This window comes from Pseudomonas sp. JS425 (assembly GCF_018223845.1).
Lineage (GTDB): Bacteria > Pseudomonadota > Gammaproteobacteria > Pseudomonadales > Pseudomonadaceae > Aquipseudomonas > Aquipseudomonas asiatica.
Map to the genome: position 1 here is coordinate 3,011,061 of NZ_CP073661.1, position 13,034 is coordinate 3,024,094.

Genomic DNA, 13,034 nt, shown 5'->3' on the forward strand with positions numbered 1-13,034 from the left:
TCTCCAGTGAATGAGCCCGAGCTTACTTCAGTTCGACTGGGCCATTCAATGGATAAATGCTATGGGGGTGTTTAATTGTTCCGGTACGGCCAGGCTCAGTGGCCATAGCGCCCGACCAGGCTCTGCGCCCCCAGCGCGTGGCCTTGCAGCAGTTGCAGCAAGCCGCTGCGATCCAGGCCTTCGGGCAGGGTACCCAATGGCAGGTCGGTGGCGATCAGCGTCAGCGCGTAGTGGTGCGGGTTGTCGCCGGCGGGTGGACAGGGGCCGCGGTAGCTGAGCGTACCCCGCGAGTTGCGCCCCACGGTCACGCCTTGCCCGGTCAGCCCGGCGACGCCTTCCTTCAGCCCATCCTGGGCCGGGTCGATGTTGTAGGCGATCCAGTGGACCACGCCAATACCCTTGCCGCCGTCCGGATCGAACATGATCAGTGCCAGCGACTGAGTGCCTGCGGGGAGGTTGTCCCAGCTCAGTTGCGGGGTGCGCTCTTCGCCAGCACCACAGGCCGGGTCCGGGCCAACCTGCTGCAAGGCGATCACGCCGCCATCGGTGAACGACGATGAGCTGATCGACAGCGCGCCCTGGCTGCCAGCGACGGCCAAGGCGCTGCAAGGCAGCAGGGCGGCGAGCAGCCAGGGTTTGAGGTTCATGGTGAATCCTTGGCAGGGCGTTCCGGCGCAGTGTAGCCCAGGCCGGCCTCAATGGCTGTCCTGGTCCTCGGCGGTGCCACCGGTGTGCCCGGCGCCGGAGCCGGTTGCTTCGCCGGTGCTGTTCGAGCCACCAGCGGCGCCGTCGGCGGCATCGCTGTTGCTGCCGGTGTCGCTGCTGTCATTGGTTTTGCTGCTGCCTGGGCTGTTTACGCTGCTGTCTTCACCGGCGGTCTTGCCACCGTGCTGGTCGGTTTGCGGGCGGCTGTCGGTGGCTGTGTCGGTGGCGGCGAAGCTGGTGCCAGTGACGCTGGCCAGGGCAAGGGCAAGGCAGAGTGAGAGTGGGCGAATGCGGATCATGGAACGTCTCCTTTGCGGATGATCTGTCATTCGTTGGGCTGGGGGCGGGGAGTGGGGTGCCGTCTGGGCGACGGATGGTCATTGTTGCGGGCTGCTGTGCAGCCCGCTCGATTGCAAGGGGGCCGCGCAGGCCCCGAGGAAGGCGATCAGCGGCAGTTGCCCGCCTTGCGATAACCCGCTGCCTGCGCCTCACCCTCTGTGGCGAAGGTGACCTGGTTCTTCGCGGTAACCTGGGTATAGCCCGGGCAACCAACGGAAAGGTGATAGACATGGCTGTTGCGGTTGCCAAGCACCGCGCCCACCGACCCGGCACTGGCCAGGCTCGGCTTGGATTCGGGCTTGGCGGCCTTTTCTGGCACCGCCTGCACTACGCCACTGCCGACCGGCTTGTAGTTGGCGGTCCATTTGCGTTCCCCGGTCACGAAGGGGTTGGCATGCCCCATGATCGCGGCAATGCGCCGGTCACGCTCTTTCTCCCAGGCCGACACCGGGTGCTGTTTGTCCCAGGCCATCAGCAACTGCTGCTGTTGGCGCGACATGCTCAGCTTGTAACGGTCGTACATGTAGAAGGTGGTGCGGGCGACCAGGCCTTTCACTTCGTCGCGTGGTTCGGCAGCACGCTGCACGAAGTCCACCTTGGTGGTGCACTGCCCGTATTGCCCTGCATTGCCAGCAACCATGCCGTAGTTGAAATTGCTGCGATCACCGTTTACCTCGCCCACTGCCGGGTACAGGTTGAACAGGTCGGCCTCCATGGCGCGGAACACCGGGTCGTCATCCACGCAATGCTCGCGGCCGCCATTCTTCCAGCACTGGCGCTGGTTGCCGAAGGTGTAGGCCGGCACGATGTGTTCCCATTCGGTGCGTTCGGCGCGGTTCTGCTGCTTGCGGGTCTGGTAGCCGCACGAGGCGGCATCGATACGCCCGCCAGACTTGCCCACCCAGGCCCATTTGCAACCGCAGTACAGGTCGCCCATGGCACTGCTGGCCTGGTCCATGTACACCTTCTGCTTGGCCACCACCTTGGCCTCGGTGAAGGTTGCCGGCGGGCTGGCCAGGGCAGGGAGGGTGAAGGAAAACAGTAAGGATACGGCGTAAAGCAGTGATTTCATGGGAAAAACATATTTCAGGTTGGGGCATGCATTGTAATCATTTCCTTGGGGCTGGCCAGCTCACTGATCCACACTAGTGGGCGGCGCGGGTCGTCGCTGCCCATGAAAATTTCAGGCATTGTGCGGTCTCTGTGGGAGCTGGCTTGCCGGCGATGGGCTGCATGGCAGCCCCCTTCACGCTATCTGTCAGGCCTCAACCTTAGTGCCCACCCTTCATCCGCCGTGCCACCAGGTAGATCCCCAGCCCGACCAGCGCCGTAGCCGCGCCGATGTACCCGGTGCTGGTCCAGCCCATACCCGCGGTAATCGCCATGCCACCCAGCCACGGCCCCAGCGCATTGGCCAGGTTGAACGCCGCATGGTTGGACGCCGCCGCCAGGCTTGGCGCTTCATGGGCAATGTCCATCAGGCGGATCTGCAACGGCGCCGCCAGGGCAATCATGGTGCCGACCAGGCCAATGCCCAGCAGCAGGCTCCACAGCGCCTGGGCGGCAAAGCTGAAGAACAGCAGCACGGCAATCGACCACACCAGCACCAGCCCGACGGCGCGGAACTGCAGGCGGTCGAACAGCTTGCCACCGGCGATGTTGCCGACGATGCCGCCGACGCCGAATGCCGCCAGGCCGAATGGAATCCACTGCGGCGACACCTGGGTCACCTGCAACATGGTCGGCGCCAGGTAGCTGAACACACAGAACATGCCGGCAAAGCCGATCGAGGCGATGCCCAGCGCCATCCAGACTTGCGGCAGGGTGAAGGCTTGCAGTTCCTTGCGCGGGTCGCTGCGCACTTCATCGTGGCGCTGGGGCACGAAGCGCCAGACCAGGGCGATGGTGCACAGGGCGATCGCGCCGACCAGCACGAACGCCGAGCGCCAGCCGAAGTACTGGCCCAGCAAGGTGGCAACCGGGTTGCCGAGCAACATGGCCACGGTCAGCCCCATCATCACCCGGGCCACGGCCCCCGCCCGCTGGTCCTTGGCCACCATGCTCGACGCCACTACCGCCGCGATGCCGAAGTAGGCGCCATGGGGCAGGCCGCTGATGAAGCGGAAGGCGACCAGGCCTCCGAACGAGGGGGCAAAGGCGGTAGCCAGGTTGCCTATGGCATACAGCGCCATCAACAGCAGCAGCATGTGCTTGCGCAACAGCCTGGCACCGATGATCGCCAGTGTCGGGGCGCCAACCATCACCCCCAGCGCATAGGCGCTGATGGCATGGCCCACCTGGGGCTCGCTCAATTGCAGATTGCTGGCGATATCGGGCATCAGGCCCATGATGGCGAACTCGCCGGTGCCAATGGCAAAGCTGCCCAGTGCCATGGCGGCTTCCATCTTCGCGACGGTACTTTTGCTAGGGAGAGGGGGTAATTCCTGAACTGACATCTGGATCCTTGTTGAAACATGCTGAAACGTTCAAGGCGGGATCATAGTCAATCCGTGCTGGTGACGTCGAGGAAGCTGGCCGGCTTCCTGAACCTGCGGCATAAGCAGCACCTGTGGGAGCGGGCAGGTCCGCTCCCACAGCAGATCTGCGTAATGACTGTGGCAGCGGAGCAGGGTGGAGTCAGCGCTCCAGGTAATGAGTCTGCGCGGCAAAATCGATGAAGCGCTTGCTGGCCAGCGACAGATATTCCCCCGAGCGCCAGCACAAGCGGAAGCTCATCTGCTGCGCTGGCTGGAACGGTACGCCGACGATGCCCGGTGTGCGCTGTTGCACCGAGCGCAGCAGGGTCGCCACGCCCATGTTGTCCAGCGCGGCCTGTACCACCAGCGATACGAAGTTGCTTTGCAGCGCTACCCGGTAGGTGATGCCATGTTCGGCAAAGAACGCATCCAGCAGGTGGCGCTGGACGAAGGTGCGATCGAATACCACCATGTCGGTATTGCGCAGGTCCTCGGCCGTGAGGAAGGCTTTGCCGGCATAGGGATGGTCAGGGTGCATGCACGCCAGCATCTCGTCGCTGCCCAGCAGGATCGATTCCTTGTCGGGCGGCACGCGCCGGGACTCCAGCAACGCCAGGTCGATTTCCCGTTGTTCCAGGCGATGGCCGATGTCCTCGGCACTGCCTTCGAACACGGTCATGGCAATGCCCGGGTACAGCTGGCGGAAGGCGTTCATCAGGCCGGGCACATAGTGCAGGCCGAACATCGGCGGGATACCCAGGCGCACTTCGCCGCGCTTCAGGTCGGCCATGTCGCGCAGTTCTTGCCGCGCCACATCCATTTCGCGCAGGGCCGATTCGATACGTGGCAGGAAGCGTTCGCCCTCGGCTGTCAGGATGACTTTGCGCGTGGTGCGGTTGAACAGGGTGACGCCCAGTTCTTCTTCCAGGCGGGTAACGGCCATGCTCAGTGCCGGCTGGGCGATATGCAGGTGCTGCGCGGCTTTGGTGAAGCTGCCTTGGCGCACGATCTCGACGCAGCAGCGCAATGCCTTGAGGTTCATTGAGGGGGGTTACCGTTCATAACAAACTGTGATGCCAAGCATCATAACAATATATTTATTATTATTAACCAGAGGGCCTACGATGCGCGCCACTGAGACATCCTGCAACATCTCAGTCACGCAGCTTAATAAATCTGCAATCCCACAAAGATTTTGAGGTAGTACCCCAAATGGCCAAGGCCGCCGATGTCGTTGTGCAATGCCTGGAAAACGAAGGTGTCGAGTATGTGTTCGGCATTCCTGGTGAGGAAAACCTCGACCTGCTCGAATCCCTGCGTAAGTCGAAGATCAAGCTGGTACTTACCCGTCACGAGCAGTCCGCAGGTTTCATGGCTGCCACCTATGGTCGCCTGACCGGCAAGACCGGCGTCAGCCTGTCGACCCTCGGCCCTGGCGCCACCAACCTGGTCACCGCCAGCGCCTACGCCTACCTGGGCGGCATGCCGATGATGATGATCACCGGCCAGAAGCCGATCAAGAAGTCCAAGCAGGGCCGTTTCCAGATCATCGACGTGTGCGGCATGATGGACCCCATCACCAAGTACACCCACCAGTTCGCCTCCGCTGACAACATCCCTTCGCGCATGCGCGAAGCCTTCCGCCTGGCTGAAGAAGAAAAGCCGGGTGCCGTGCACCTGGAGCTGCCGGAAGACATCGCCGCCGAGCAGACCGACGCACTGCCGATCCCGCCAAGCCTGCACCGCCGTCCGCTGGCCGAGCACGTGGCGATCGACGCAGCCGTACAAAAGCTGCTGAACGCCCGCAACCCGATCCTGGTGATCGGCGCCGGCGCCAACCGCAAGATGACCGCGAAGGTCCTCAAGCAGCTGATCGACAAGACCGGTATCCCGTTCATCACCACCCAGATGGGCAAAGGTGTGGTCGACGAGCGTCACCCGCGCTTCCTGGGCAACGCCGCACTGTCGTCGGGTGACTTCGTGCACCGCGCCGTCGAAGCCGCCGACCTGATCGTCAACATCGGCCACGACGTGATCGAGAAGCCGCCGTTCTTCATGGTCCGTGGCGGCACCGAGGTCATCCACATCAACTTCCGCTCCGCCGAAGTCGATGCCGTGTACTTCCCGCAGGTTGAAGTGATCGGCGACATCGCCAACGCCGTATGGCAGATCAGCGAAGCGCTGAACGACACTTCGCACTGGGACTTCACCCGCCTGATGGCGATCCGTGAAGCCAACGAAGCACAGATCGCCGAAGGTGCTGACGACAACCGCTTCCCGGTCTACCCGCAGCGCATGGTCGCCGACATCCGTCGCGTGCTGCCGTCCGAAGGTATCGTTGCCCTGGACAACGGCATCTACAAGATCTGGTTCGCTCGTAACTACAAGGCGCACAAGCCGAACACCGTGCTGTTGGACAACGCCCTGGCAACCATGGGCGCCGGCCTGCCATCGGCCATGGCCGCGCACCTGGTGCACCCGGACCGCCCGGTGATCTCGGTTTGCGGCGACGGCGGCTTCATGATGAACAGCCAGGAGCTGGAAACTGCGGTACGCCTGGGCATGCACATCACCGTGGTGATCCTGCGTGACGATGGCTACGGCATGATCCGCTGGAAGCAGGCGAACATGGGCTTCACCGATTTCGGCCTGGACTACGGCAACCCGGACTTCGTCAAGTACGCCGAAGCCTACGGTGCCAACGGCCACCGCGTGGAAAGCGCCGAAGGCCTGCTGCCGCTGCTGGAGCACTGCATCAAGACCCCGGGCGTGCACGTGATCGACTGCCCGGTCGATTACAGCGAGAACGACCGCATCCTCAATAGCGAGCTGCGTGAGCGCGCGCTGGCGGTGTAAGGCCTGACAGGATCGGCGCCACCTCAAGGCTGGCGCCGATCCGACCTGCCTCAGAATCCGCAACCGCAAACACCGGCGCCGCCGGTGCCATCCAGAGCATCGCTCAAAGCGCCGTATCGACCTGAGTGGACAGCTCAGGCTTCCTCGAAGTGCATCTCCGGGGGCTTGCGCTTGAAACCACGGGTAATCACCGTCAGGTAGAGCACGCCGAGGCAGAGCCAGCCTGCCCCCAGGTAGATCGCCAGGTGATCAAGACTTGCCATCAGCCACAACGTGGATGCAAAGCCCACCAAGGGGAACGCGAGATACATCAGTAGCGCGTTCGCACCACGCTGCTGCATGGCGACCCAGTAGTGGAAGATTTCCGCCAGGTTGACCAGGCTGAACGCGAGAAATGCACCGAAGTTGATGAACGAGGTGGAGGTCGTCACGTCCATGCGCAAGGCAAGCAGGGCGACCACCCCGCACAGGATGATGCTGGGCACCGGCGTGCTGAAGCGTTCGCTCAACCTTCCGAAGAATGACCTGGGCAGCACTCCGTCACGCCCCATCGCATACAGCAGCCGGGAGGCGCTGGCTTGCGCCGACAGGCCAGAAGTGAACTGGCCGACGATCAGCCCCAGCAGGAAGATGCTGACGAAGATGTCGCCACCGATGTTCTGGGCGATTTCATAAGCCGCCGCGTCGGCGTTGGCAAAGTCGGTGGACGGGTGAGCGAGCTGAACGAAGTAGCTGCAGGCGATGAACAGCCCGCCACCGATCAGGGTGATCAGCAGGATGGCTTTCGGGATGTTCTTGCGTGGTTCCTTGGTTTCTTCGGTCAGGGTACTGACCGCGTCGAAGCCCAGGAATGAATAGCAGGCAATCGCCGCACCGCTCATGATCAGCGGCAACTGGGTGCCTTCCTTGTAGAACGGCTCGAGTGTCCACAGTGGTACCGTGGGGTCGCCCCAGACATAGTGCACCGCCAGTGCAACGAACGCCGCCAGCACCAGCAGCTGAATGAACATCAACAGGCCATTGACGGTCTTGGCCAGCCGCAGGCCGATTACATTGATCGTTGTTGTGATGCCGATGAATGCCAACACCCAAATGGCTTGTGGCACGCCCGGGAACGCCGAGTGCAGATAGGCCGCGCCAATGAGCCAGATCGCCATGGGCAGGAACAGGTAGTCGAGCAACACCGCCCAACCGGTGATGAAGCCCAGCTGTGGGCTGATCGATTTGCGCACGTAGGTATAGGCGGACCCGGCGACCGGGAAGGCGCGCGCCATGTGGCCGTAGCTCAAGGCGGTAAAGAGCATGGCGATGGCTGCAGCGAGGTAGGCTGCAGGTACCCTCCCTCCCGTGGTCTCGGCCAGGATACCGAATGTGCCCAGGACGATGATGGGGGTCATGTAGGCGATGCCGAAAAGCACCACCGAGCCCAGCGAAAGCGTTCGCTTGAGTGTGGCCATTACTGCTTGCTCCAGCTTGTGATTGTTATTCAGAGTCGAACACGCTGCCGTCTCTGGCGGCCTTGCATTCCAGTAATAGAGCCTGGAAGGGTGGAATTTTCAGGAGGGGATGATCAGTTCGCGAAGACCGTTGGCGTGCTCGACCTGTTCACCCGGCAGCTGGATGCGGCGCTGGGCGATGTAGGTGTAATCGCGCCGTGACTGCTGCAGTTGGTCCATGGCCAGCTCGACGGTTATCCGGCACTCGCCACGGCCGGCTTCGCACAGCAACTGGCCGTACGGGTCGACGACGGCACTGCCGCCGGCGAAGACCAGGCCGCCATCACCATCACCCACGCGGTTGACCATGACCGCAAAGGCCTGGTTTTCCATGGCGCGTGCGGTGATGGCGGTTCTGTGGGTGGGCCCGTACGGGTCCATGTTGCCGTTGGTGATGATGATCAGTTCTGCGCCCAGCTGCCCCAGGGCACGGGCGGTTTCCGGGAATTCGATGTCAAAGCAGATCAGCAGGCCGACACGGATGCCTTTGAACAGGGCTGTCGCAAAACGGTCGCCTGGGGTGAAAACCCCGCAGTCCGATGCCCAAAGGTGGGTTTTGCGATAGGTGAGCGCTACGCCTTCAGGCGTGACCAGCACGGTGGTGTTGTAGAAACGGCCGTCGTCTGCGGCTTCGGCCATCCCGACGACTACGGCAACATTCTGCGCTTGTGCGGCCTGTTGGACTGCCGTGATGCTCGGGCCATCCAGTGGCTCGGCGATGCGGCCGATGTTTTCTTCGGTTGGGAAGCCCATCAGCTGGGTTTCCGGGAAGACCAGCAGATCGGTATCGGCGCCGCAGTTGCCGATCGCTTCGATGGTGCGCTGCAGGTTGTACGCGGTATCGCCATCGCGACCGGCCAGTTGGACAAGCTCTACCTTCATTTCCAATCCTCGACTAACAGCTTCGACCGCCATGCCCTGGCGGCATGGGGTGTAAAAAACGATCCCGGTACAGGTTCGCTCAGCGTAAGCTAGCCCGGATTATGGGGTGGTCATCATGGCGGGGGGTATTACGCCCACGTGGTAACCCAACAGGGGTAGAGGATGAATTTTACGCTGCACGACATCGCCTGGCACCGCTCGGTAGGCCAATTGATCGAAACCCTCGACAAGGACCACTTCTGGACAGCCTTGGTGCGGTTGCTGAACGAGTACGTTGCCTGCGACAGCTGGGTTGCGCTGCTGTTTTCCGCAGGGCGCCCGCAGGTGTTCGCCGAGTGCCCCAGTGCAGACGGCAACCCTGACCCGCTGTTCCAGGACTACCTGAAGGGCTTGTACCTGCTGGACCCTTTCTACGTGGCTAGCCGAGAGGCTGCGGTGTCCGGCCTGGTGCGCCTGGCGGATGTGGCCCCTGAGTGTTTCGAGCAGACGGACTACTACCAGCGCTATTTCCGACTTAACGTGGTTGCCGATGAAATTCAGTTCAACGTGCAGCTGGATGCGCAGCGCACGCTGTGCCTGTCGTTGGGTAGCAAGCGCCGGTTCAGCATCGAACAGGTCACCCTGCTGGAACTGTTGCGGCCATGGGTCACTGCGCTGATGCGCCAGCGGATGACGTTCGAGCGGGAGTTGCTGGAAGAGGCCACCAAACCTGCGCCGCACTGGCAAAGCCGCATGGAGGACAGGGTCGAGCAGATGGAGTCGCCGCTGACCGGGCGTGAGCTGGAGGTGGGGCGGCTGATGCTGAGCGGGTGTTCCAGCAAAGAAATTGCGCGCAAGCTTGAAATCTCCGTGGAGACAGTGAAAGTGCACCGCAAGCATATGTACAGCAAGTTGGGTATCAAATCGCAGTCGGAGCTTTTTTCGCTGTTTCTTCAGGCCCAGCTGGGTTGAATCAGGCTAGCTGTATGGCTCCACTGGCTTGTGATGAATACTGTGGCACCCAGGCCTGCGCTGCATCTTCAGATTCGACTGGTAATTAAAAATGACCCGCCCGCTGTTTGTTTCCATCGATGGGCCCAAGGGCACCGGCAAGACCACGCTTCTGGAGGCGGTTACCAAGGCCTTGCGGGCTGACAACAAGAAAGTGATCCGGCTTTGCGAGAAAAAAAGCGACCCCTACCGGGGGGAAACCATGGCCCTTGTCAATCAACTGGTCAGAAACCCCTCCCGGGACCTGGAATTGAGGGTATGCGAGCGCTTCGCCGAAAGCCGTGCCTGGATTTCCCGACACGTGCTGCCCAGGCAGCCAGCGGGCAGCATCATCCTGATCGATCGCTGGTACCCTTCTGATGCCGCATTTCGCCGCAGCGTGGCGTTCGACGAGATCCTGCGCCTGAACCTCGAGCGAAATGTGCAAGTGCCCGATTTGCATGTCGGGGTCGTCACGGCCCCCGATACTTCATGGGCAAGAGCCGCGGCAAGGACGCGCGGGCTGGGCAGTACGGTGATCCATAGCCTGGTCGAGCAGGTTGCCTGTACCGAAGCGTTCGAGCGTGCGGTTGCGGAACACGGCTGGGTATTGTGCCGTAATGAAGGGGCCATCGAGGATGCAACGCGGCAGATAGTGGCCGAGATCGATGGCGTGCTTCGACCACGCCATCGACCGCAGTGCGATCAGTGCTGAAACAACAGCAAGTACTGGTTACTGCTTCATGGGCATATCCATCATCGACGACTGCTGATCCATCATCTTCATCATCATGTCCATCATTCCGTCGCCCATACCCATGCCACCCTTGGCTCCCGACATTCCCATGCCCGAACCCATGCAGCCCGCAGCATGTTGCTGGTGCAGCATGGCCATGCTCTCCTTCATTGTCTTCATGCCCTCGCGCATGGCGGCCTGGCGCTCGGCAGGGGTCTTCGCGGCTGCGGCTTTGTCATGAGCAACCTGCATCTTGTGCATTTGCTCGCTCATCGCCTTGTGCATGGGCGACTCGGAAGTTGTACTGGCGGCTGGGGCGCTGGTGGAGGCGTCGCCAGCCTGATTTTTGGCTTCGGCATGCGCCATGAATGCACTACCGGCCAGAACAACAGCAAGAACCAACTTCAATTGCGTTTGCATGGCGAACTCCACTTTTATGGATATATACGACGTGCCTCGAGGCCTTGGTATGCCTGGATGATTGCAGTCTAGGCGGCCATCTGGTCGCGAATTTGACCTGCATCAAACAAGTGCAGCTTCATGTACTTTGAATAGGCTGGCTAATCTCATTGAAGTTGTCGGCATAGGGTCGTGGTATTTTTCAGCTTTCTTACTGAACCGTTAATTGTTCTCTTGTTCATGTTCCGGGAGAAATACGATGGCAATTGATTGGCTGGCCTTTACACCATGGTCCGCGCTGGCTGGTGGTGTGTTGATCGGGCTGGGGGCTGGGCTGTTCGCGGTGGTGAATGGCCGTATTGCAGGAATCAGTGGTTTGCTCGGTTCGATGCTGCAGCGAGGCGGGGAAGGGCGCAGAGAAAAGCTTGCCTTTCTTTTGGGGCTGCTGGCAGCCCCGTTGCTTTGGGGGATATTTGCCACGCTGCCGTCAGCCCGTTTCACCACGGCATCCTGGACACTCATCGCAGCGGGCCTGCTGGTAGGGCTCGGCACCCGCTACGGCAGCGGTTGCACCAGCGGCCACGGCGTCTGTGGCCTGTCGCGCCTGTCACCCCGTTCGGCGGTGGCAACGCTGTGCTTCATGGCTACCGGTTTTGCCACGGTGTATGTGGTCCGCCATCTCGTACAAGGGGCCTGACATGCCAGTGTTCAGTGGTTTCATCGCCGGGCTGCTGTTCGGCGTGGGGTTGTTGCTTGCAGGCATGGCCGACCCTGCCAAGGTGCTCGGTTTCCTCGACATTGCCGGGCAATGGGACCCTTCATTGGCGCTGGTGATGATCGGGGCGATTGCCGCAGCATGGATACCGATGCGCTGGGCGAGCGGTCATCCAACGGCCCTGCTGGGTGGGGCGATGCAATTGCCTGGCCGACGCGATGTGGACCGCCGCCTTATCGGCGGCAGCCTGGTATTCGGCATTGGCTGGGGGCTTGCGGGCATCTGCCCGGGGCCGGCCCTGGTGCTGCTGCCTGCAGGGTACTGGCAGGCCTGGCTGTTCGTCGCTGCGATGCTGGTTGGCATGGGGTTGTTCCAGTGGCTTGAGGCGCGTCGTGGTAGCTGACATCCAACTTTCCAGGCCAGACCGCTGTATATACGCACCTTGGTGGATGCTGCATCATGCCTGGCCATTTACCGCCCCACGGAGAAAACGATGATCAAGACCGGCGAAACACTGCCCGACGTAACGCTTTACCAGTACAGCAACGGCGAGGGCGGCTGTGCAATCGGCCCGAACGCGTTTTCCCTGCACGAGCGCTGCAAGCAGAAAAAAGTGGTGATCTTCGGCTTGCCTGGTGCCTTCACGCCTACCTGTTCGCAGCGGCATGTACCGGGCTACGTGGCCGCGGCCCAGGACCTGTTCGCTGCCGGGGTTGCCGAAATTCTCTGTGTTTCGGTCAATGATGCATTCGTCATGAATGCCTGGGGCGCGAGCCTGCAGGTGGGCGAGGCGGTCAGGATGATTGGCGATGGCAATGGTGAATTCAACGAGGCGCTGGGCCTGATCCAGGACCTATCGGCACGCGGCATGGGTCGGCGTTCGCAACGCTATGCCATGTTGGTCGACGACTTGGTGGTCAGGCACATTGCGGTCGAAGCACCCGGCAAGTTCGAGTGCAGCGACGCTGCGAGCATGTTGGCCTTGCTGCGTTAGTTCGTGAGCACTGAAGGCATGCGCTGTCTCGCTGAAAACTGAGCATGCGGGTGTTTCGCGTACCGCTGGGGAGCGGGTTTACCCGCGAAGAATCCAATGCGGTGCTTGGCACCGGCTTCGCCGGTGTTCGCGGGTGAACCCGCTCCCACAGGGCCCTGCTAAATCAATGATTCATGTGTTGTTCTATGAGAACGGGTACTAAATAGGCCCATCAACCTCCGCTGGGCGCCTCACTCCGGGATGGCTTCAACTGAACCCCCTCCCAACGGGCAATCACCAGTGGTGCGATTGCATTGCCTAGCACGTTCAGCGTGGTAGTCCCGCTTTCAATCACTCGGAAGATGCCTGCGCTACGATCGCTCGTCATTTGGTGGGCGCCAGGTCGACCGCTTCATTGCCCTGGTTCACCCTTCAAACGTTGCCTTGAGCGTGCAGGTTACGCTCTTGGTCCAGCTGATTGTCGAGG

The 13,034-nt window shown here is 61.6% G+C and carries 14 protein-coding genes; 6 read left to right on the forward strand and 8 right to left on the reverse strand.

The window, feature by feature from the left end; genetic code table 11:
* Positions 1-95: 95 nt before the first annotated feature.
* From KDB76_RS13995 to KDB76_RS14015, 5 genes are all read right to left on the reverse strand, one after another.
* Positions 96-647 carry a YbhB/YbcL family Raf kinase inhibitor-like protein gene (locus KDB76_RS13995; protein ID WP_013972562.1) on the reverse strand — a complete coding sequence of 184 codons (552 nt, stop codon included), beginning with the start codon at positions 645-647 and terminating at the stop codon, positions 96-98.
* Positions 648-695: 48 nt separating this feature from the next.
* A complete protein-coding gene (locus KDB76_RS14000) occupies positions 696-1,004 on the reverse strand; it encodes a hypothetical protein (protein WP_013972563.1) in 309 nt (102 codons plus the stop codon).
* Positions 1,005-1,150: 146 nt separating this feature from the next.
* Positions 1,151-2,116, reverse strand: coding sequence for an endonuclease (locus tag KDB76_RS14005; protein ID WP_023660860.1), 966 nt, complete (start codon positions 2,114-2,116; stop codon positions 1,151-1,153).
* A gap of 199 nt (positions 2,117-2,315) precedes the next feature.
* Positions 2,316-3,500, reverse strand: a complete 1,185-nt coding sequence (locus tag KDB76_RS14010; protein WP_023660858.1) for an MFS transporter — start codon at positions 3,498-3,500, stop codon at positions 2,316-2,318.
* A 181-nt stretch (positions 3,501-3,681) separates the two neighbouring features.
* Entirely contained in the window at positions 3,682-4,563 is an 882-nt protein-coding gene (locus KDB76_RS14015; RefSeq protein ID WP_038409629.1) for a LysR family transcriptional regulator, read from the reverse strand.
* A gap of 170 nt (positions 4,564-4,733) precedes the next feature.
* On the opposite strand from KDB76_RS14015, the gene KDB76_RS14020 reads away from it, so the two are divergent.
* The gene (locus tag KDB76_RS14020) at positions 4,734-6,377 is read left to right on the forward strand and encodes an acetolactate synthase large subunit (protein ID WP_013972567.1); all 1,644 of its coding nucleotides are present in this window, start codon (positions 4,734-4,736) and stop codon (positions 6,375-6,377) included.
* A 134-nt stretch (positions 6,378-6,511) separates the two neighbouring features.
* Here KDB76_RS14020 and KDB76_RS14025 read toward each other — a convergent pair whose 3' ends face one another.
* Positions 6,512-7,834, reverse strand: a complete 1,323-nt coding sequence (locus KDB76_RS14025) for an APC family permease (protein WP_038409630.1) — start codon at positions 7,832-7,834, stop codon at positions 6,512-6,514.
* 99 nt (positions 7,835-7,933) lie between these two features.
* Entirely contained in the window at positions 7,934-8,755 is an 822-nt protein-coding gene (locus KDB76_RS14030; RefSeq protein WP_024087107.1) for a carbon-nitrogen hydrolase family protein, read from the reverse strand.
* 162 nt (positions 8,756-8,917) lie between these two features.
* Between KDB76_RS14030 and KDB76_RS14035 the strand changes: the two genes are divergently transcribed.
* Positions 8,918-9,706, forward strand: a complete 789-nt coding sequence (locus KDB76_RS14035) for a LuxR C-terminal-related transcriptional regulator (RefSeq protein WP_013972570.1) — start codon at positions 8,918-8,920, stop codon at positions 9,704-9,706.
* A gap of 91 nt (positions 9,707-9,797) precedes the next feature.
* Positions 9,798-10,439: a dTMP kinase gene (locus KDB76_RS14040; protein ID WP_013972571.1), complete on the forward strand. Its 642-nt coding sequence runs from the start codon at positions 9,798-9,800 to the stop codon at positions 10,437-10,439.
* Positions 10,440-10,457: 18 nt separating this feature from the next.
* On the opposite strand, the gene KDB76_RS14045 is transcribed toward KDB76_RS14040, so the two are convergent.
* Positions 10,458-10,880 (reverse strand): hypothetical protein, encoded by a 423-nt coding sequence (locus KDB76_RS14045; RefSeq protein ID WP_024087108.1) that lies wholly within the window; start codon positions 10,878-10,880, stop codon positions 10,458-10,460.
* Between the two features lie 238 nt (positions 10,881-11,118).
* Between KDB76_RS14045 and KDB76_RS14050 the strand changes: the two genes are divergently transcribed.
* The 3 genes from KDB76_RS14050 to KDB76_RS14060 all read left to right on the forward strand — a co-directional run bounded on the left by KDB76_RS14050 (position 11,119) and on the right by KDB76_RS14060 (position 12,568).
* Positions 11,119-11,556, forward strand: coding sequence for a hypothetical protein (locus tag KDB76_RS14050; RefSeq protein ID WP_003258763.1), 438 nt, complete (start codon positions 11,119-11,121; stop codon positions 11,554-11,556).
* Position 11,557: 1 nt separating this feature from the next.
* Positions 11,558-11,977: a DUF6691 family protein gene (locus tag KDB76_RS14055; RefSeq protein WP_024087109.1), complete on the forward strand. Its 420-nt coding sequence runs from the start codon at positions 11,558-11,560 to the stop codon at positions 11,975-11,977.
* Positions 11,978-12,067: 90 nt separating this feature from the next.
* Entirely contained in the window at positions 12,068-12,568 is a 501-nt protein-coding gene (locus tag KDB76_RS14060; protein ID WP_023662316.1) for a peroxiredoxin, read from the forward strand.
* The last annotated feature ends 466 nt before the right edge of the window (positions 12,569-13,034 follow it).

Coding starts and splice junctions, on each gene's coding strand:
- KDB76_RS13995 (WP_013972562.1), bottom strand. CDS start 647: ATGAACCTCAAACCCTGGCTGCTCGCCGCCCTGCTGCCTTGCAGCGCC.
- KDB76_RS14000 (WP_013972563.1), bottom strand. CDS start 1,004: ATGATCCGCATTCGCCCACTCTCACTCTGCCTTGCCCTTGCCCTGGCC.
- KDB76_RS14005 (WP_023660860.1), bottom strand. CDS start 2,116: ATGAAATCACTGCTTTACGCCGTATCCTTACTGTTTTCCTTCACCCTC.
- KDB76_RS14010 (WP_023660858.1), bottom strand. CDS start 3,500: ATGTCAGTTCAGGAATTACCCCCTCTCCCTAGCAAAAGTACCGTCGCG.
- KDB76_RS14015 (WP_038409629.1), bottom strand. CDS start 4,563: ATGAACCTCAAGGCATTGCGCTGCTGCGTCGAGATCGTGCGCCAAGGC.
- KDB76_RS14020 (WP_013972567.1), top strand. CDS start 4,734: ATGGCCAAGGCCGCCGATGTCGTTGTGCAATGCCTGGAAAACGAAGGT.
- KDB76_RS14025 (WP_038409630.1), bottom strand. CDS start 7,834: ATGGCCACACTCAAGCGAACGCTTTCGCTGGGCTCGGTGGTGCTTTTC.
- KDB76_RS14030 (WP_024087107.1), bottom strand. CDS start 8,755: ATGAAGGTAGAGCTTGTCCAACTGGCCGGTCGCGATGGCGATACCGCG.
- KDB76_RS14035 (WP_013972570.1), top strand. CDS start 8,918: ATGAATTTTACGCTGCACGACATCGCCTGGCACCGCTCGGTAGGCCAA.
- KDB76_RS14040 (WP_013972571.1), top strand. CDS start 9,798: ATGACCCGCCCGCTGTTTGTTTCCATCGATGGGCCCAAGGGCACCGGC.
- KDB76_RS14045 (WP_024087108.1), bottom strand. CDS start 10,880: ATGCAAACGCAATTGAAGTTGGTTCTTGCTGTTGTTCTGGCCGGTAGT.
- KDB76_RS14050 (WP_003258763.1), top strand. CDS start 11,119: ATGGCAATTGATTGGCTGGCCTTTACACCATGGTCCGCGCTGGCTGGT.
- KDB76_RS14055 (WP_024087109.1), top strand. CDS start 11,558: ATGCCAGTGTTCAGTGGTTTCATCGCCGGGCTGCTGTTCGGCGTGGGG.
- KDB76_RS14060 (WP_023662316.1), top strand. CDS start 12,068: ATGATCAAGACCGGCGAAACACTGCCCGACGTAACGCTTTACCAGTAC.